Origin of the sequence: Comamonas nitrativorans, from assembly GCF_042654765.1 — a bacterium.
Taxonomy (GTDB): domain Bacteria; phylum Pseudomonadota; class Gammaproteobacteria; order Burkholderiales; family Burkholderiaceae_C; genus Comamonas; species Comamonas nitrativorans.
In genome coordinates this window covers 326,177-345,445 of the sequence record NZ_JBHSEW010000002.1, presented here as the reverse complement: position 1 = coordinate 345,445, position 19,269 = coordinate 326,177, and the positions used below count along the sequence as shown (strand labels likewise).

Sequence of the window (19,269 nt, the reverse complement as noted above, 5' to 3'; positions counted from 1 at the left end):
CGGTAACAGCTCTACTTTTGATTAAAAATTATGCCGCAGCATCATGCTCACCTCGGTCTGCTCGAAGCTGAAGGCCCAATCCGCATTGCTGCGGTTGCGGCTGTAGCGCACGCGCAGTTCGGGCGTCAGGCCCGCCACTTTCCAGTGGTTCGCGCCGATGCTGGCGATGAATACCTGCTGCCTGTCATGGCGACGCACCCCCCAGAAGCCATCGAACGCATCGCTACGGCTGTTGCGCCAGATGCCCGTGGCGTTCACGAACAGCCCGGCCTTGCCCGCAAACCCGTGGTAGACGCCAGTCCGCAGCACCTTGTCGCGGGTGCTGGCCTGGGCCACGGAGTATTTTTTGCGAACCATGTCCGCCCCGCCGTACAGCACCGAGCGGGGCGACAGCGCATAGCTGGCCGACAGCCCGAACTGGTGCTGCGTGTAATCGCTGCCGCTGACGCGCCGCCCCTCGTCGGTATGCACATAGCGCTTGGTGTCCGCCGTGGCCCCCAGCCGCCAGCGGCTGCCCACCGCCACCTGCCCTTCCAGTTGCAGGCCGTGCGCCAGATAGTCGGTGTGGCGGTTGCGGTAGAAATGCTCCACATACGGCGTCACGTTCAGGGTGCGCCGGGCATCCAGCCACTGGTAGCCCAGGTACAGCACGCTGGTGGCATTGCCGTAATCGCTGATGGCCGCCCCACTCCTTTCATCCAGGCGCTGGTAATAGCTGCCATAGCTCACCGGGCGCAATTGCAGGTTGTGGTTGCCGCCCAAATGCCAGCGCCGCTGCAAGGCCAGCTCGTAATTGAGCAGCCCGGAGCGAATGGCCTCGGGCATGCGCCGCTCGAACACGCACATCCCTGCCAGCTCCAGAAAACACGTCACGTCCCCGCTGGCCTGGTTGATATTGCTGTTGTGCCCCAGGCCCACGGCCATGCTGCCGTGCCAGCCGCCGCGCATATCCAGCGCCTGCTGGTACTGCTGCACCAAGCCCTGCACCGTCTGCGGTAGCCCGGCCTGCTGCGCCTGGGTGAAGGCGGCGCGGGCCTCGGTATCCCGGTTGTCCTCGAACAGCAGCCGCGCCAGCTCCAGGGCAATGCGGGCATCCTGCGGCTCGGCCGCCTGGGCGGACTGCATCAGGCGCAGCGCCTGCGCCACGTCGCCTTGCTGACGGGCCAGCAAGGCCTGGGCCATGTGTGCCAGGGCAGGCCGGTGGCCTTGCAGCAGGCGGTAGCGGCTCACAAACTCAGCCAGCCGCTCCCACTGGCCGGTGTTGATGGCGATGTAGATCGCCGGCTCCAGCGCCTGCACGGTAGAGGGCACGGCATGCACCTGCCCCTCGTACACCAAGGCCCCCGGCGGGGCTTGCAGCACCAGGCCATCTTCCGGCCCGGCCATGCGCTCGGCCGCCTGGCGCGACTGTTGGTGCAGCAAAAAGCGGGTGTCGTCCTCATCGGCCCGCGCCGTGGGCACAAACAGCGCCAGCGCCAGCAGCAAGGCCAGCGGGCGCAAACGGTTCAATTGGTTCAATTTCTGGTGTGGCATTGCGCTCCCCTTCTGCCCCCATACCCGACAAAACAGCCCTGGCATCCCCTGACACGCAGGCTCTTCCAGGGCCGGGCAACAAAAATGGAGGTCGGCGGAACCGGCCTCCATTTCATTTGGGACTTATTTGCTAAGTTCAGGCATTAGTTGCTGCGGCTGCCACCGAAAGCAACATTGGCGGCAGGGGTTCCGTCAACTTTATAAATACCAGCCAACGCGGATGCGTTGTTGTAGAACTGACCTTCGATTGTTCCGGGTGCCCCACCAGGACCGTTGCCAAACTTGCCAGTTGCAAGAATGGTCGTGCCAGCAAAACTCACGGTATTGGTGCCGTTGTTGATGGAACCTGTCAGGAAGTTGTTGGAGCCACCCGCCACATAGTTAGCCGTCAAAGTACCGCCATACAGCTTGGGCGCTGTGGGCAGGTTGTTGGACGCCGTGCCGACCCCCTGAATGCCGATCACGTTGTACGTGGCATTGGTCAGTGTGGGCATGGAAGTGGTGGGGTTATCGCCCACGTACCACACGGTGCGGTTGTTGCTGCCCATGTTCAGGTCGGTGCTGTTGCTGGGGGGCGTACCGGCGGCACGGGGCGCCCACTCACCAAAATACACACCGCTGCCCACGGCCAGGGGCACGCCGCTGGCATTGGCCACCTGCCCGATCACCAGACCGCCAAACTGCGGGGCGAAAGACAGGGTGGTGATCTGGCGCACGCTGTTGATCACGAACTTGGACGTACCCTGGGTGGCCGAAGCCTTCCAAACCTGGGCCACATCAATGGGCAGGGGCAGGCCCATGTCCGTGGCTTTCAGAATGGTGCCATTGCCACGTGCGGCAATCGCCGTGTTGGAGCCCTTGATCGGGCCGCCGGCCAGATCAATATAAGAACCGGCCCCATTCAATGCCACGCCGGAATTGCCGCCGCCGAACATGATGTGGTTGGAATTGCCCACTGCCACACCGGCGGGATTGGACGTGCCGCCCGATGCGGCCATAGCAGCGCCGCTGCCGATCAGAGCCATTACGGAGATGGCGATCATGGATTTTTTCATACAAATATCCTTTAAATTAAAAAAGTAGAGAAAGTTAGGGTTGAACAAAAGGGTGGACTCGTTTTTTACGAAAAACAAGATAAAAAAATTAAAACTTGAATGTTGCCCCGACCGTGATGGTGCGCCCAGGCCCCGGCATGACGGTTTTTGCCATGGGATCCAGGTAATATTCATCGGTGGCGTTAATCACGTTAAGGTTCAACGTCACTTTCTTATTGACTTCAAACCGTGCATACAAATCGTGCAGAAATACCGACTTCCAATAGAACGCATCCACCCCACCGTGTCTGAACCAAATATCCCGAATGCCGCTATTCATACCACCAGGGGTATTACCATCAGCCAATAGACCATTGAGCTGTTTGTTTTTTGCCCCGGCATGGTAAACACCGCGCCAGCCAAACTCCAGGCGCTCATTCATCAGCCGCGTGCCCAGTGCCATATTCAGGGAATACTGGGGCAGCAGGCTGCTGCCGCTATATGTGCCAGGAAAGCCCCCGGTGATGCAGGTAGGAATACGGTTGTAATAAAAGTCCATGCTGCTGGCGTAATCCTTGTCGCAAATCTGCTGCTTGAGCCGATAGGAGCCACCCAGACTGCCAAAGAACCGCCCACTGTCAAAGCGCGATTGCAGTTCGATCCCGCTGGTTTTCTTTTTATCGAACTGAATGGTGTCCAGCGTACTGGTTCTATCAATAAAATCCTTGATTTCCGTGTTGTAGTAGCTGATACGGGCATCGGCCAATTGTAAATTCGGAAAGAACTGCGTCAGATTATGGGCGTAGCCAATTTCAAAATTGATGCTGCGCTCTGGCTTGCTGGCGCCATTAATGGCCATGGTGCCCAAGGTGCCTGCGCCATCTACAATAGTGCTGGAAGTCAGCTCATAGATATTGGGAAAGCGGGTGGTTTGGGCATAGCGGATAAAACTAGTGCCAAACTTCCCCACTCGGGCCGTCGCACTCAGTACCGGACTCCAGGCATGGCCCGATTGCTCTTCAGGCATTTCCCATTCTTGACCGGCATCCAATTGCTGGTAAACCTTCTCGCCGTATGGGGTGATGGGAATTATTTTTGGAACCTTCTTTCCCGTATATTCCACTTCACTGTTCTGGGTGAACCATGGATTGATCGTTCCATCTACGGCTTCATTTATATCCCAGCTGCCTTGGGCAAAGGGATTGTTCGAAGAATCAGGTTTTCCCCCCACTACCGGGAGAGTGACGGTATTCTTCCAATAGGGCGTACCGTCGTTGGGGGGACTCCATAACTGCCGCCCTTGGGTAAATGTATTCATCGCATTATTAGCATCTATGGTTGCCTGCCAGGCAGGGGTTATTACACCATTGTGGATAGCATCGTAATCCGCTTGGGTTATATTCTTCCATGCATTGTTTGATTGCAAACTTAATTCAAAAAGTTTTTGCAGATCTGCCGGACTAACTGCCTCACCCCATTGCAGCTCAACACCCACCAATTTTCTTTGCGCCTTAAAGAATTCTTCTTTGTTACGAAGACGTTCTGCAATACCGGTATCTTTACCAGAGTAACGCATATAACGCGTACCTGCCGTCAATGTCAGCCATGGCGTCGGTTGATAGCTGAAATTTGCCATAGCGGAATATTCTTTTCGCTCACCGGCCCGAGGACCGACACGGTCGGTAATCATATTATTGAGCGCCCCATCAGGTAAAAAACCGTTGCTTTGTCTATTACTTTTTTGCACACGGTCATTCAATTTCTCACGTTGAAAGCTGCCCCCCACGGTCAATTGCAGATTGGATGCCAGTTGTATCTGGTTGCTGAAGTCCAGGCCCATGCGGTCATGGCTGGTCCATTGACGACCATTGGAGTGAATGGTGCCATCATGGTCTGGAACGGGAACGCCTTCCATTAACTCTGGATATTCAGTACGCGCCCATTCGTCAATGTCCAGCGCTCTCTTGGTATCCTCATCAACAATAATCCCGTAGGGAGTAATACCGCTCTGGTAGCGGGTGCCTGTGGTTTTGGTATGCCACAGGCTGGTTTCCAGGTTCAACCATTTTGAACCTTGCGGCTTGAACTCATAATCAATTTTGTAACGATCGACCTTCATTTCAGAGTGGGGTTTTTCTGCGACAAAACGTGGCGCATTAGCCCAGTCAATTTCTGGCTTGGCCCGTTCCAAGGCTTCGCGGTAGCCCCACATCAGCACGGAATCGCCGGGTGTGGTTTCACCGAAATTGATATCGGTTCGCATGAATTGCAGGCCGATTTTTTGCTCATTCGGTAAATACCAATTGTTTTTTAGCAGCGTGGTTTTTGTTTCGCTGGCTGTGTTGAATACCTCATCCCCTGCTTCATACAATTTGGTGACATTGGGAATGTAGGAGTCCGTGCTGCTTTTATCGTAGGGATCGTGGCCTTTGTACTTATCCGCATTTTTGGTGCCGGCAAAATAATTACCCTGGGTACGCTTGCTGTAGGAGGCCAGAAAATCCGTGATTTCATTACGAGCGGCAATGGCCAGCATCCCGGAATGGCTGTCGAAATTGAAATTTTCGCCATTGCCTTTGTTGCGCACCTCGGTGGGAATGATCACATTGGTGCCGTCCTGGCGGCGGGCACCGGGAATCGTCTTGTAGTCTTTGCCAAAGAAGGAATTGGCGTCAATGCTGGGCTTGATGCTGTTGCTGGAAGTGTCTGCCTTGAACTCCATACCAAACTTCTTGCCCTCGGGAATAATGTCGCCCGGCTCGATGGTGCGGATGTTCACCGCCCCGCCGACACCACTTTTGATGCCACGCGACAGCGACGGGCCTTTTTCCACCTCGATGCTGCGGAACAGTGCCGGGTCGGCGTAGCTGCGGTTGCCAGCACCAAACATATGCAACCAGATGTTGGTGGACTGCTCGGTGCCGTCGATGGTCAGCGGCACGCGCCCTTCGCCGGAAATGCTGCGGATGTTGGGCGTAATAGCCTGACTGCTGCGTGTGTCCATGCTGTAGACACCATCCATGCCTTTGAATACGTCGCCGGGGTTGGCGGCCTGGAAGCGTTGCAGCTCCTCCCGGCCCTGGTACACGGTGGTGACGTTTTTGTCATACACGTCGTCACGGCCTTTTTCGTCGGCGCTGCGCTCGCCGGTGACGGTGACTTCGTTCAAGGTCTTGCTGCCCGCCGTGGCCGCGTTGTGCGCCTTGGCACTGGCCGCCGGGGCACGCCAGCCGTCGTCAGCAGCAGCCTGTTCCGCCGCCCGCTCCTGCGCGTACGCCATGCCGGTGTGCAGGCACACCAGCGCCACCGCTGTGGATACGGCGCTTGCCTTGCGGCGCAAACCCGCCCTCTTGACCTCTCGATTGATTCTCATTTCGCCTCTTGTCTAAAAGAATGTGGAAGTTTTCCTTGCTGTCAGCCCCTCTGCTGCACTGCAAGAACTGGCGCATTCTTTCAAATGAAGAGACGAATCGTTCTTGATAATTGTTAAGTCACGAAAAAAATATTTTTGTATTCCGGTATCAAAAAGAGAGCTTGTTGTGCTTGTTGTTTAAAGGTTTTTTGGTTATTTTTCGCTGATGTTGTTTATTTTTAAGCAGTGAATGCTCTCTTATTTGTAGTATTCATACCCGGTTCCCCTCATCCCCCGGCATTCCCGCCCTCCCCCTCGTTATTCCCGCGCAGGCGAGAATCCAGTGCGCCCAATAAACGCCGCTGCTGGACACCCGCCTGCGCGGGTGTGACGGTGGGAAGGGAGTGGACTCCCCACACTACTCAGACGTGACGCTTCACCCAATTGCGCAGCACTTCATTGGCCCGCGTCTGCCATCCGGCGCCAGTCGAGCGGAAGTACTCCAGTACCTCGGCATCCAGGCGCAGGGTGACTTGCATCTTCGTGCCGCTGCCCAGCGGGCGGCCACGCCGGGCCTGGGGCTTGACCTGCCCCCATTCGGCATCGGTGAAGGGCTGGGCATCGGGGTCTGCCATTGCGGCGGCAGTGATGGCGGCGTCTTCCTCGGCTGTGGGCAGGATGGTTTGCGGTTTAAGTTTCGGCATAGCGTTTCACCTCTCGGCTGTTGGCCTTGCGCAAGCTGATGATCCGGCGCTCGGTCGGCTGGTTGGCAGGGCGATCAGTGAACACCATCGCCATGATGCGCTGGTCGATATACCCCAGCGCTACCATGCGGGCCTCCCCATAATCTTTGCGGGTGTCCGGCCAGACTATGGCGCTTTCCCACTCAAAACCAGCAGCATCGGCCAATGAAATACCGTGCTTGGCTTGATTGATGGCGTCTTTCGCGCTGTCGAACGTGATGTTCATGGGTTTATTGTAGTTATGTTTATTTCTTTTCCGTGGCGGTCTTGTCTAAATCACCGCCGCGTACACTGTCCACGCCGCTGCTGGACACCCGTCTGCGCGGGTGTGACGGTGGGGGGCGCTGGGCTAGTCTTCCTCGGCTTCGGGCCGCTTGCCCTCGAATACAGCACGAACCGCGGCAATGATCTGCGCATGCTTGGCATAGAAGGCCCCGTCCTCCGCGAAGATCTGTGGCAGGGTCTTGCGCAGCTTGCCGCTCACCTGCCAGTCGCCCTTCTTGAGTGAGCGGATGATGCGGTCGGCGTCCGTATCCGGCATCTCGACGAAATCCTTGATTGCCACCCGCGCCTCGTCGTACTGGCGCAGTGCCAGCGCCTCTTGGGCCATCTCCTGCTCGACCGTTTGGCGCAGCACCCCGCTCAGGTAACGTGCCTGCTCGGACATGTCCAAATAGCGCCAGGCATGCTGCGCGTCCTCGGTTTGAAGGAATTCGAAGTTGGTCTCGACACCATCCGGGCAAAGCCGTTTCGGCCCGAAGCGGTAGGCATCGGTGTAGACCTGCATGAACGGCCGGGAGAAAGCCTCCAGGGCCTGGTCATAGTCGGCACGCCCCTTGGCAGAGCCGGCGATCGTCGCCGAGACCGGGACGATGATGTTCGCCGGCACCACCTTGTCCGCCGCGAGCAGGTGATTGATCAGGAAGCGGTGGATGCGTCCATTGCCGTCCGCGAGTGGGTGCAGGTAGACGAAGGCGAACGACACGGCCGCTGCACGTGCCACCGGGTTCACGCCCCGCGTGCGGGCCTCGAAACTGCGCAGCGCATCGAGCATGCCGTCCACCAATTCCTCGGATGGAGCGATGTAGTAGATGATCTCGCCCGTGAAACTGCGCTCCCCGACGAACACCGGCGACTGGCGGATACCGACGCGCAACGCCGCTTCGCCAAGCACGGTCTGCTGCAGCATGAGCAGTTGCTCCGGTGCCATCGGATCGGCCATACGGCCACTGTACGTGCCGATTGCTGCCGCAAAGCGTTTCACCCGGTCCTGCTTGTCCGCCTCATGCTCGATGGCGAAACTGGCCCGCGATTCCTTGAAGGTCAGCCAAGCCGCACTGCGCAGCAACAGCTCCGGCCCGTAGGTGGCGTCAAGCGACTGGACACCTGCCGCCACGTCATAGAGCCAGCCACGCTGCGCCTGCTCACCCAAAAAAATCATTGGGCAGAAGTCACGCACACCCGGCAGGTTGTCATTAACGCGCCAGCGCCGGACACGATCCGGACGTTGGGCTACCAGGTACTGCCGGGCGTCGATGGCATCGACGTAACCTACGTTCGGCGCCGTATCCGGCACGGCGAGTTGCCGACCGGTAAACCATTCATAGAAGAACCCGGCACGCCGGGCGTAGCTCCCGGTGGGTGCATCCCTCACCCACGCCGCAACTTCCTGCGGATCGACCCGATGGAACAAGCGCGAGAAGAACTCGAAATTCAGCCGCTCATACTTCAAGCCGAACTCGAAGTGCCCACGGAAGTTGTCTGCGGGCTGGTATTGCGCCGTCCAGGTACGCACCTCCCCGCCAGCCTCCGCCTCGCGCTGGCGCACCGACCCGAAACGGCTGCGGGTGAAGAGTGGCTGTACCAACTGGATACCGTAGAGCTGCGCGAGCCGGTGAAAGCCCAATAAGGTGTCGGACATGGCGTGCAATTTCGCTATGAAGCCGCTTATTTTGCTAGAAAACTGGCAAAACTAATCTAAAACGATATTTTTCTTGCAAAGCACCGGCCCTGGCGGGCAACCGCTCCCTCTTCAAACGGCCTGAACGTCACAGCAGCACGATGTCGTACTGCTCCTGCCCCAGCCCGGCTTCGGCTTGCAGGGAGATGGGCTTTTGGATGAAGTCGCTCAGGCCCGCCAGGTGCTGGCTTTCTTCTTCCAGCAGCAGATCGATCACGTCGGTGTGGGCGACGATGCGAAATTCCTTGGGGTTGAACTGGCGGGCTTCGCGCAGGATTTCGCGCAGGATTTCGTAGCAGACGGTGCGCACGGTCTTGACGCTGCCCTTGCCCTGGCAGACGGGGCAGGGTTCGCAGAGCATGTGGGCCAGCGATTCGCGGGTGCGCTTGCGCGTCATTTCCACCAGCCCCAGGTGGGAGAAATTGCCTGCCATGGTCTTCACGCGGTCGCGGGCGAGTTGTTTCTTGAATTCGGCCAGCACCTGCTCGCGATGCTCTTCGTGGGCCATGTCGATGAAGTCCACGATGATGATGCCGCCCAGGTTGCGCAGGCGCAGTTGCCGGGCGATGGCCTGGGCGGCTTCCAGGTTGGTTTTGAAGATGGTGTCGTCAAAATTGCGGGCGCCGACAAAGCCGCCGGTGTTCACGTCCACGGTGGTGAGCGCCTCGGTCTGGTCGATGATGAGGTAGCCGCCGGATTTCAAGTCCACGCGCTTGCCCAGCGCCTTGGTGATTTCCTGGTCGATGGCGTAGAGGTCGAAGATGGGCCGTTCGCCTTTGTAGAGCTGCAATTTTTCTGCCGCACTGGGCATGAATTCGCGGCCAAAGGCCAGCAGTTTGTCGAATTGCTCGCGCGAGTCGATGCGGATGCTGTTGGTGTGTTCGCCAACCAGATCGCGCAGCACGCGCTGCAACAGGTTCAGGTCCTGGTGCAGCACCGACAGCGGCGGCTGGGTTTGAGCGCCGGTTTTGATCTGCGCCCAGGTTTTGCGCAGGTAGGCGATGTCTTCGGTCAGTTCGGCGTCGGTGGCCTCTTCGCCGTTGGTACGCAGGATGAAGCCGCCGCACGGCTCCTGGGTGCAACTGGCGTGGGCCAGGGCATGGACGCGCTTGCGCAGGGCGTCGCGCTCTTGCAGGGGGATTTTTTGCGAGATGCCGATGTGGTCGTCCTGCGGCAGAAACACCAGCAGCCGCCCGGCAATGCTGATCTGCGTGGACAGGCGGGCGCCCTTGCTGCCGATGGGGTCCTTGATGACCTGCACCATGATGGGCTGGCCTTCGAAGACCTGGCGCTCGATCGGTTCGGGCGCTTCGCGGGTGAACATGGGCGCTTCGCCGCCCTCCTGGCGGTGCCAGACGTCGGCAACGTGCAAAAAGGCGGCCCGTTCCAGGCCGATGTCGATGAAGGCCGACTGCATTCCGGGCAGCACGCGCACGACTTTGCCCAGGTAGATGTTGCCGACCAGACCGCGTTCGAGCGTGCGCTCCATGTGCAGCTCTTGCACTGCGCCGCTTTCGACGATGGCGACGCGGGTTTCCTGGGGTGCCCAGTTGATGAGAATGTCTTGTTGTTGCATGGGAAGGCCGGGTTTCAGGCATGAATCAGCGACGATCATGCCTGAAACTCATGGCCTTTTTCAAAGCACTGCCTGCAATGCCGGTGCGGATGTTTGCGCAGGATAGAGCTGCTCGTGCAGGCGCACGACGTGGCCGATGATGATGAGCGCCGGGGCCTTGATGCGCTCGTCCTGGGCCAGTTGCGGCAATCGGGCCAGGGTGCCGGTCACGCAGCGCTGGTCGGGCAGGCTGGCGCGTTCGACCAGCGCGGCCGGGGTGTCGCCGGCCAGGCCGTGGGCCAGCAGCTCGCGGCAGATGATGGGCAGGGTGCCGATGCCCATGTAGATCACCACGGTCTGGCGCGGGCGCGAGAGGGTTTGCCAGTCCAGCGCCACTTCGTCCTTGCCGCGCAGGTGCCCGGTGGCAAACACCAGGGTGGCGGCGTAGTCGCGGTGGGTCAGCGGAATGCCGGCGCAGGCCCCCGCGCCCTGCGCGGCGGTGATGCCGGGGATGACCTCGAAGGTGAGGCCCGCTTGCGCCAGGGCCTGGGCCTCTTCCCCGCCCCGGCCAAAAATGTAGCCGTCCCCGCCCTTGAGGCGCACCAGGCTGCGCCCGCTTTGCGCCAGGCGCACCATCAGGTCGATGATGGATTCCTGCGACAAGGTGTGGTGCGAGGACACCTTGCCGACGTAGATCAATTCCGCCCCGGGGCGGACAAGGGCCAGCACATCCTTGCTGACCAGGTTGTCGTACAGCACCATCTGCGCCTGACCGAGGGCTTTGGCAGCACGCAGCGTCAGCAGATCGGCTGCGCCCGGGCCTGCGCCGATCAGGGTCACATGCCCTGGTCCGCTGTGCTCGGCGCTGGGTGTGAACCAGCGTGCATCTTCAACAAAATCCATGGTTTTTCCTTGTTGGCAATGGGGTGAAGGCATTGTTCTGAGATTCGTGGCAGGCGTCCTTGAACCAGTTTAAGGACTATTCCCTATTGCCACGGCACGATGACAGCCATGAATTGTTCCAGAACTGCCCCGGCAGTCTGGCCTGAGCCGAAGGATTTGCCATGACCCGATCGTTATTTTCCCGCTGGGCCTGGGGCGCCGTATTGGCGCTGTCCGCCGGCGCGGTGTGGGCGGAAGCGCCCTCGCCCGGCCCGCAGCGCGTCGAGGCGCTCAAGCACATGGTGCGCCAAGACTGCGGCTCCTGCCACGGGATGCGCCTGACCGGGGGGCTTGGCCCGGCGCTGACCAGCGAGGCCCTGGCCCACAAGCCGCCCGAGTACCTGCAAGCGGTGATCCTCAACGGCATTCCCGGCACCCCGATGCCGCCGTGGAGCGCCATGCTCTCGCCCCAGGAGGCGCAATGGATTGCCGAACAACTTTTCCAAGGTTTCCCCGAAGAACATAGGAGTGCCCATTAAATGCAACGCCGCGCTTTACTCACGCTTACCGCCGGGGCCAGCCTGCTGGCAACGGGCTGCGCCAGCAGCCGCACGACTTCCCAAGCCCCAGCTGCACAAGTGCAGGGCACGGGCGACCTGGGTGTCGTCATCGAACGCGCCAAGGGCGCCTTGACGCTGATCAACACCAGCACGCGCCAGGCCATTGGCCGGGTCGAGGGGCTGGGCGATCTGTCGCACGCCTCGGTGGTGTTTTCGCGCGATGCCCGCTACGCCTTTGTCTTTGGGCGCGACGGGGGGCTGACCCGCGTGGACATCCTGGCCCAGCGGATCACCCACCGCGTGATGCAGGCGGGCAATTCGATTGGCGGAGCCATCAGTGCCGATGGTTCGCTGGTGGTGGCGCAAAACTACACCCCCGGCGGCATCAAGGTGTTCAATGCCGCCACGCTGGAGCTTCTGGCCGACGTGCCCGCCACCATGCCCAATGGCGAACGCTCGCGCGTGGTGGGGCTGGCCGACCTGCCCCAGCAGCGCTTTATCTACAGCCTGTTCGATGCGGGCGCCATCTGCATTGCCGATTGCAGCGACCCGCGCCAGCCTCGGATCACCACGCTGGAGAACATCGGCAAGCAGCCCTACGACGCCCTGCTCTCGCCCAATGGCCGCACCTATATTGCCGGGCTGTTTGGCGAAGATGGCCTGGCCATGGTCGATCTGTGGGCCGCGCAGCCGCAGGCACGGCGCATTCTGGGCGGCTACGGGCGCGGGGAGCAGCCCCTGCCCGTCTACAAAATGCCCCACCTGCGCGGCTGGGCCATTGCGGGCAACCACGCCTATCTGCCGGCCATTGGCCGCCATGAGGTGCTGATCGTCGATACCACCACCTGGCAGGAAGTGGGCCGCATCCCGGTGGCGGGCCAGCCCGTGTTCGTCATGGCCCGCCCGGATGGCCGTCAGGTGTGGGTGAACTTCTCGGTGCCCGATTACCACCGCGTGCAGGTCATCGACACCCCCAGCCAGCAAGTGGTGCAGACCATCGAGCCGGGCAAGGCCGTGCTGCACATGGAGTTCACCCCCCGGGGCGAGTCGGTGTGGATCAGTTGTCGCGACAGCAACCAGGTGCAGGTGTTCGATACCCACACCCGCCAGTTGCAGGCCAGCCTGGATGTGGATGCGCCCAGCGGCATCTTCTTTACCGCCCGCGCCCAGCGCATGGGGTTCTAGGCCATGCAGCAGCCCCACAGCCCGACCGAACTGGCCCTGCTCAACCACTGGCAGCGCGGCTTTCCGCTGTGCGCGGCCCCCTTCGCGGCGATTGCCCGGGCCGAGCAAGTGCCGACCGCGCAGGTGCTGGACAGCTATGCCCAACTGCAAGAGCGCGGGTCGCTGAGCCGCATCGGCGCCGTCTTTGCCCCCGGCGCGGGCGGCGCTTCGCTGCTGGCGGCCATGGCGGTGCCGCCCGCAAGGCTGGAGGCTGTGGCGGCCATCGTCTCGCGCTTTGCCGGGGTCAATCACAACTACGAACGCGAACACCCGGTGAATCTGTGGTTCGTCGCCACGGGCAGCGATGCCGCCCAGGTCGAGCAATTGCTGCAAGGCATCGAGGCGGCCACCGGTCTGCCAGTGCTGCGCCTGCCCATGGTGCGGCCCTACCGCATCGATACCGGGTTCGACCTGCGCCAGGAGCAATCCACCGCCAGCGGGGCCACGCATTGGGCCGCCCCCCTGGCAGCGCAGGACTGGCCCCTGGCGGCCCTGGCCGAGCAGGGGCTGCCGCTGGTCGAACAGCCCTTCGATGCCTGGGCCGGCGCCCTGGGGTGCAGCACGGCAGCCGTGCTGCAACGCCTGCAAGCCTGGCTGGATGCCGGACAGATGAGCCGCTTTGGCGTCGTCGTGCGCCACCACGAGCTGGGTTTTTCCGCCAACGCCATGACGGTGTTCGACGTGCCGGCCGCCCAGGTGGATGCCTGCGGGCTGGCCCTGGCCCAGGTGCCGGGCGTGACGCTGGCCTACCAGCGCGTACGGGCGGCGGGCTGGAACTTCAACCTGTACTGCATGGTGCATGGGCGTGATCGCGCTGCCGTGTTGCAGACGGTGGAACAGGCCATGGCCCACGCCCGCCTGCATGAAGTGCCCCGGGCCACCCTGTTTTCCCTGCGCCGCTTCAAGCAGACCGGGGCGCAGCGGTTTGCCAATACTCTTCAAGCGATAGCTGCTACCGCTTGATATACCTTGATTTCAGAATGCTTTATGCCTTGAATCCTTATATATCCAGCGCAAGCAGATATTAAATTTGTACCAGATAAGCACTATGCCCACTCCCCCTTCCACCCTCCTGGGCCTGACGCCCGCCGATGCCCAGCTCATCAACCACCTGCACGGCGGCTTTCCCCTGGACGACCGCCCGTTTGCCACCGTCGGGGCGCAACTGGGCTGGAGCGAAGACCGCGTCATCGAGCGCCTGCACCAGCTTCTGGCGCAAGGCGTGCTGACCCGCTTCGGCCCCCTGTTCCAGATCGAACGCGCCGGGGGGCAGTTCGTGCTGGCCGCCCTGGCCGTGCCCGAGGAACGCTTCGACGTGGTGAACACCATCGTCAACAGCTTCCCCGAGGTGGCGCACAACTACCGGCGCACGCACCGGCTGAACATGTGGTTCGTCGTCGCCGCCGAAACCCCGGCGCTGGCGCAGGACGCCATTGCCCGCATCCAGGAGGCGGCGGGCCTGCCGGTGTATGCCTTTCCCAAGGAAGAAGAATTTTTTGTCGAGCTGCGCCTGCCCGCCCTGGCCAGCCAAGGAGCCGACGATGGCCTTGAATGATTTTGACCGTGCCCTGATCGCCGCCACCCAGGGCGGCCTGCCCCTGGTGGCCCGCCCCTACGAAGCCGTGGGGGCCATGCTGGGCGTCAGCGGCGAGCAGGTGCGTGAGCGCATGGCCAGCATGTTGGCCAGCGGCCTGATCCGCCGCATCGGCGCCGTGCCCAACCACTACCGCCTGGGCTACACCGCCAACGGCATGAGCGTGTGGGACGTGGACGACGCCCAGGTGGCCGCGCTGGGCCAAAAAATTGCCCTGCTGCCCGGCGTCTCGCACTGCTACCGCCGCCCGCGCCACCTGCCGGACTGGCCGTACAACCTGTTTGCCATGCTGCACGGCACCAGCCGGGAAGCGGTGCAGGCCCAGGCCGAAGAGGTAGCGGCCATTCTGGGCAGCGCCTGCCGCAGCCACGACATCCTCTATTCCACGGCGATTTTGAAAAAAACCGGCCTGCGCCTGAAAGATTAACGAGCAAAGGAGCCTCTCATGTTTCGTATCAGCCAATACATGCGCGAACTGGCAAAGGCCGAAAAAACCGGCTGCTACCCCCAGGTGTGCGAGCGCCAGGCCCGTGGCCCGGTGGTGATCTGGAACCTGATCCGCCGCTGCAACCTGACCTGCAAGCACTGCTACGCCCTGTCCGCCGACCACGACTACGTGGGCGAACTGAGCCTGCCCGAAGTGTTCACGGTGATGGACGACCTGAAGGGCTTCGGCGTGCCCGCACTGATTCTGTCGGGCGGCGAGCCGCTGCTGCGCCCGGACATCTTCGACATCTCCGCCCGGGCGCGGGAGATGGGCTTTTACACCGGCCTGTCCACCAACGGCACCCTGATCGACCGGCCCCTGGCCCAGCGCATCGCCCAGGCCGGGTTCGACTACGTGGGCATCAGCCTGGACGGGCTGAAACCCACGCACGACAAGTTCCGCCGCCTGGACGGCGCGTTCGACCGCAGCCTGGCTGCCGTGCGCTTTCTGGGCGAATTTGGCGTCAAGGTGGGCCTGCGCTTCACCATGACGGCGATGAACGCCCACGACTTGCCCAATCTGCTGCAACTGATGAAGGACGAGGGGGCGAACAAGTTCTACTTCTCGCACCTGAACTACGCCGGGCGCGGCAACATCCACCGCGACAAGGATGCCCACCACCAGTCCACCCGCGCCGCCATGAACCTGCTGTTCGACCGCGCCTGGGCGGATGCGCAGGCCGGCTGCATGGACGATTACGTCAGCGGCAACAACGATGCCGACGGCCCCTTCCTGCTGCACTGGGTGCGCCAGCACCTGCCGCAATGGGAAGCCGCCATGGCCGAGCGCCTGACCCGCTGGGGCGGCAACGCCAGCGGGCAGATGGTGGCCAACATCGACAACCTGGGCCACGTCCACCCCGACACCATGTGGTGGCACCACGACCTGGGCTGCGTGCGCGAGCGGCCCTTCTCGGAAATCTGGAACGACACGTCCGACCCGCTGATGGCGGGGCTGAAGCAGCACCCGCGCCCGGTCGAGGGACGCTGTGCGGGCTGCAAGTATCTGGCGATCTGCAACGGCAACACCCGCGTGCGTGCCCAGCAGCTCACCGGCAACCCCTGGTTCGAAGACCCCGGCTGTTACCTGACCGACGAGGAAGTCGGCGCGGCCAGCACGCCGTTCGAGGCCCCGGCCTCGCGCTCATCCTCCTCCCGTACTTCTTCCCGCATCACCCGCAGCCGTAGCCCGGAGACTGACCATGCGTAAATTGCTCCCTCCCCTGCTGGGCCTGGCCCTGACCGCCCTGGCCAGCGCCGCAGCGGCACAAGCTACACAAACCGCCGTACCGGCAGCCACCATCAACGCCGCCGCCCTGTACCAGCAGCATTGCGCCAGCTGCCACGGCGAGCAGCGCACCGGCCTGATGGGGCCGGCCCTGCTGCCCGAAAGCCTGGAACGCACCCGCGCCCCGGAAGTGCTGCGCGTCATTACCGAAGGCCGCCAGGCCACGCAGATGATGGGCTTTGCCGACCAGCTCTCGGGGGCGGAAATCCAGGCGCTGGCCGACTGGATTCGCACCCCGGTCGTGCCCGCGCCGCGCTGGACGGAGGCGGACATCACCGCCTCGCGCATCGCCACGCCATTGCCAGCGGGCACGCCCGACACGCCGCTGTGGCAGGCCGACCCGATGAATCTGTTCGTGGTGGTGGAAGGGGGCGACCACCATGTCTCGCTGCTCGATGGCGACAAGTTCGAGGTCATCAAGCGCTTCCAGAGCCGCTTTGCCCTGCATGGCGGGCCGAAGTTCACCCCGGACGGGCGCTACGTCTTCTTCGGCTCGCGCGACGGCTGGATCACCAAGTACGACCTGTACCGCCTGGAGGTGGTGGCCGAAGTGCGGGCGGGCCTGAACATGCGCAACGTCGCCGTCAGCGGCGATGGGCAATGGGTCATGGCGGCCAACTACCTGCCGCACACCCTGGCGCTGTTCGATGCCGACCTGAATCTGGTCAAGACCTACGACGCCGCCACGCAGGACGGCAAGGCGACATCCCGCGCCTCGGCGGTGTACGACGCCACGCCGCGCAACAGCTTTGTCGTGGCGCTCAAGGACATCCCGGAAATCTGGGAAATCTCCTACGACAAGAACGCCGCGCCGATCTACGACGGGCTGGTGCATGACTACAAGATGAAGGAAGGCATCGCCAAATCCGGCTACCTGAACGTGCGCCGCACGCCTTTGAGCGAACCGCTGGACGACTTCTTCTTCGACCAGAGCTACCAGCACGCCCTGGGCGCCACCCGCCCGCGCAAGGGCGACGGCAAGCCCAGCGCCCAGGTGGTGAACCTGGATGCGCGGGTGAAAGTGGCCGACCTGCCCATCGCCGGGATGCCGCACCTGGGTTCGGGCATCACCTTTGCCTACCAGGACACCACGGTGCTGGCCAGCCCCAACCTGGGCGGCGGCACCATCGACGTGATCGACATGAAGAACTGGCAGACCGTGCGCACCATCCCCACGCCCGGCGCGGGCTTTTTCATGCGCAGCCATGAAAACACGCCCTACGCCTGGACGGATTCGATGATGAGCCCCACCGCCAAGGACACGCTGACCATCATCGACAAGCGCACGCTGGAGCCGGTGGCCCAGGTGCGCGAGCCGGGCAAGACCCTGGCGCACATCGAGTTCACCAAGGATGGTCGCTACGCCCTGGCCAGCGTGTGGGAAATGGACGGGGCTATCATCGTCCTGGACGCTCGCAACTTTAAGGAGGTCAAGCGTCTGCCCATGGTCAAGCCGGTGGGCAAATACAACGTATGGAACAAGATATCACGCAGCGAGGGCACCTCGCATTGACGCCCAACCCGTCTTTTAAAACATCGACGGAAAATAAATCTTCCAGCACTGCCGCCCCGGGCGCGGCGGCAGCCACCTTGCCGGGTGACTTCGTCATCTGGCTTCTGGTGCTGCTGGAGATGACCACCTTCGCCATCCTGTTCATCGGCTTTGCCGGGGCGCGGCTGGCCCAGCCCGAGGTGTTTGCCGCCGGGCAGGCCAAGCTGGCGCTGTGGTCGGGCGCGGTCAATACCGTGCTGCTGGTCAGCGCCAGCGCCTGCGCGGCCTGGGCCCTGCATGCCGTGCGCACCCGGCGCAGCCGCCAGGGTTCTTACTGGCTGCTGGGGGCGCTGGCGCTGGGCATCGGCTTTCTGGTGGTCAAAGGCATCGAGTACTGGCACAAGTGGGAAACGGGCCTGGACTTTGCCGGCAACACCTTCGACATGCTGTACGTGATGCTGACGGGCTTTCACTTCCTGCACGCCCTGGTCGGCTGCGTGCTGTTCGCCCTGGTCTGGGCGCCCACGCGCAACGGCCGGTACACCCCCGAGAACTGCCATACGCTGGAGAGCGTCACCGTGTTCTGGCACATGGTCGATCTGCTGTGGATGATCCTGTTCCCGCTGGTGTACGTGTTGCGCTGATTTTTCATAGCACATTCCGCTTGAAATAAAAGACTTTCAGCATCGTTTATCCTTGAAATTGTTTGAATACCAGCGGTAACAGCACCTGAATCAATAGCTTTCCGAACGGATTTGACCATGACCGACCTGCGCCTGAACATCATCTGGAGCATCCTGCTCAGTGCCACCGCCCTTACCTGGTGGCTGGGGGAACACAACGCCACCGGCCAGTCGGCCCTGGTGACGGCGGGCATCGTGCTGACCCTGTCCGTCCTGAAGGGCTGGTGCATCATCCAGGACTTCATGGAGCTGCGCCACGGCCCGCGCCTGTGGCGCTACCTGATGCTGGCGTGGATCGTGGTGATGGCCGTCCTGCTGTTTGCGGCCTCGCTTTGGTATTCCCTTAGGTACTAATCGCTACGTTCCTTGATTAAGTTCAAGGTTTTTTTTCCTACAAAAGATGAAGATTTGATTGTTCTTTTAAGAAGGAGGGCTTGCACATGAGCCAAACACACAGCGGGTTTACCAAACAAATGGCCCGCAACATGTTCTACGGAGGCACCGTCTTTTTCGGGTTGGTGTTCGCCGGTTTGATCTTTGACAGCGAACGGCGCATCCCCGAGCGTTCCAACGCCCAGAACATCACCGAATCGGTGGTACGCGGCAAGCACCTCTGGGAGACGAACAACTGCATCGGCTGTCACTCGCTGCTGGGCGAAGGCGCGTACTTCGCACCGGAGCTGGGCAACGTGTACAAGCGCCGTGGCCCGGACTTCATCAAGGCCTGGATGCAGGGGATGCCCACCAACGCCCCGGGGCGTCGCCAAATGCCGCAATTCAACCTGACCGACGAGCAACTGAACGACATGGTTGAATTCCTGAAGTGGACCGGTGAGATCGATACCGAAAACTGGCCGCCCAACATCGAAGGCTGACCCAGGGA

General features: G+C 61.7%; 18 protein-coding genes. 10 read left to right on the top strand and 8 right to left on the bottom strand.

The features are described from left to right. Positions 1–21 precede the first annotated feature (21 nt). The 8 genes from ACFO3A_RS04035 to cobA all read right to left on the bottom strand — a co-directional run bounded on the left by ACFO3A_RS04035 (position 22) and on the right by cobA (position 11,080). Entirely contained in the window at positions 22–1,533 is a 1,512-nt protein-coding gene (locus ACFO3A_RS04035; protein WP_377724191.1) for a surface lipoprotein assembly modifier, read from the bottom strand. A 143-nt stretch (positions 1,534–1,676) separates the two neighbouring features. Continuing rightward, the gene (locus ACFO3A_RS04030; protein WP_377724189.1) at positions 1,677–2,588 is read right to left on the bottom strand and encodes a Slam-dependent surface lipoprotein; all 912 of its coding nucleotides are present in this window, start codon (positions 2,586–2,588) and stop codon (positions 1,677–1,679) included. Positions 2,589–2,676: 88 nt separating this feature from the next. Beyond that, entirely contained in the window at positions 2,677–5,940 is a 3,264-nt protein-coding gene (locus ACFO3A_RS04025) for a TonB-dependent receptor domain-containing protein (RefSeq protein ID WP_377724188.1), read from the bottom strand. A 401-nt stretch (positions 5,941–6,341) separates the two neighbouring features. After that, positions 6,342–6,623 carry a BrnA antitoxin family protein gene (locus tag ACFO3A_RS04020; RefSeq protein ID WP_377724187.1) on the bottom strand — a complete coding sequence of 94 codons (282 nt, stop codon included), beginning with the start codon at positions 6,621–6,623 and terminating at the stop codon, positions 6,342–6,344. Then, positions 6,610–6,888, bottom strand: coding sequence for a BrnT family toxin (locus tag ACFO3A_RS04015; protein WP_377724186.1), 279 nt, complete (start codon positions 6,886–6,888; stop codon positions 6,610–6,612). Before ACFO3A_RS04015 ends, ACFO3A_RS04020 begins: the two co-directional genes overlap by 14 nt. 123 nt (positions 6,889–7,011) lie before the next feature. Further along, a complete protein-coding gene (locus ACFO3A_RS04010; RefSeq protein ID WP_377724185.1) occupies positions 7,012–8,583 on the bottom strand; it encodes a Fic family protein in 1,572 nt (523 codons plus the stop codon). Between the two features lie 127 nt (positions 8,584–8,710). Continuing rightward, complete coding sequence (rng, locus tag ACFO3A_RS04005; protein WP_377724183.1) at positions 8,711–10,198, bottom strand: ribonuclease G; 1,488 nt, start codon at positions 10,196–10,198, stop codon at positions 8,711–8,713. A 60-nt stretch (positions 10,199–10,258) separates the two neighbouring features. Continuing rightward, positions 10,259–11,080 carry a uroporphyrinogen-III C-methyltransferase gene (gene cobA, locus ACFO3A_RS04000; RefSeq protein ID WP_377724181.1) on the bottom strand — a complete coding sequence of 274 codons (822 nt, stop codon included), beginning with the start codon at positions 11,078–11,080 and terminating at the stop codon, positions 10,259–10,261. Between the two features lie 161 nt (positions 11,081–11,241). Between cobA and ACFO3A_RS03995 the strand changes: the two genes are divergently transcribed. The 10 genes from ACFO3A_RS03995 to ACFO3A_RS03950 all read left to right on the top strand — a co-directional run bounded on the left by ACFO3A_RS03995 (position 11,242) and on the right by ACFO3A_RS03950 (position 19,261). Further along, complete coding sequence (locus ACFO3A_RS03995; RefSeq protein WP_377724179.1) at positions 11,242–11,598, top strand: c-type cytochrome; 357 nt, start codon at positions 11,242–11,244, stop codon at positions 11,596–11,598. Further along, positions 11,599–12,804 carry a cytochrome D1 domain-containing protein gene (locus ACFO3A_RS03990; protein ID WP_377724178.1) on the top strand — a complete coding sequence of 402 codons (1,206 nt, stop codon included), beginning with the start codon at positions 11,599–11,601 and terminating at the stop codon, positions 12,802–12,804. A 3-nt stretch (positions 12,805–12,807) separates the two neighbouring features. Further along, on the top strand, positions 12,808–13,806 hold the full coding sequence (ahbB, locus tag ACFO3A_RS03985) for a siroheme decarboxylase subunit beta (protein ID WP_377724177.1): 999 nt from the start codon (positions 12,808–12,810) through the stop codon (positions 13,804–13,806). A gap of 85 nt (positions 13,807–13,891) precedes the next feature. Next, positions 13,892–14,398, top strand: coding sequence for an Lrp/AsnC family transcriptional regulator (locus ACFO3A_RS03980; RefSeq protein WP_377724176.1), 507 nt, complete (start codon positions 13,892–13,894; stop codon positions 14,396–14,398). Beyond that, positions 14,385–14,864: a siroheme decarboxylase subunit beta gene (ahbB, locus tag ACFO3A_RS03975; RefSeq protein ID WP_377724175.1), complete on the top strand. Its 480-nt coding sequence runs from the start codon at positions 14,385–14,387 to the stop codon at positions 14,862–14,864. Before ACFO3A_RS03980 ends, ahbB (ACFO3A_RS03975) begins: the two co-directional genes overlap by 14 nt. Before the next feature lie 18 nt (positions 14,865–14,882). Next, positions 14,883–16,133, top strand: a complete 1,251-nt coding sequence (gene nirJ / locus ACFO3A_RS03970; protein WP_377724173.1) for a heme d1 biosynthesis radical SAM protein NirJ — start codon at positions 14,883–14,885, stop codon at positions 16,131–16,133. Next, the gene (locus ACFO3A_RS03965) at positions 16,126–17,724 is read left to right on the top strand and encodes a cytochrome D1 domain-containing protein (RefSeq protein ID WP_377724172.1); all 1,599 of its coding nucleotides are present in this window, start codon (positions 16,126–16,128) and stop codon (positions 17,722–17,724) included. Before nirJ ends, ACFO3A_RS03965 begins: the two co-directional genes overlap by 8 nt. Further along, positions 17,685–18,347 (top strand): cytochrome c oxidase subunit 3 family protein, encoded by a 663-nt coding sequence (locus ACFO3A_RS03960; protein WP_377724170.1) that lies wholly within the window; start codon positions 17,685–17,687, stop codon positions 18,345–18,347. The genes ACFO3A_RS03965 and ACFO3A_RS03960 overlap by 40 nt, the downstream gene beginning before the upstream one ends. Before the next feature lie 117 nt (positions 18,348–18,464). Then, positions 18,465–18,740, top strand: a complete 276-nt coding sequence (locus ACFO3A_RS03955) for a cytochrome C oxidase subunit IV family protein (protein ID WP_377724168.1) — start codon at positions 18,465–18,467, stop codon at positions 18,738–18,740. An 86-nt stretch (positions 18,741–18,826) separates the two neighbouring features. Then, positions 18,827–19,261 carry a c-type cytochrome gene (locus tag ACFO3A_RS03950; protein ID WP_377724167.1) on the top strand — a complete coding sequence of 145 codons (435 nt, stop codon included), beginning with the start codon at positions 18,827–18,829 and terminating at the stop codon, positions 19,259–19,261. Positions 19,262–19,269 lie beyond the last annotated feature (8 nt).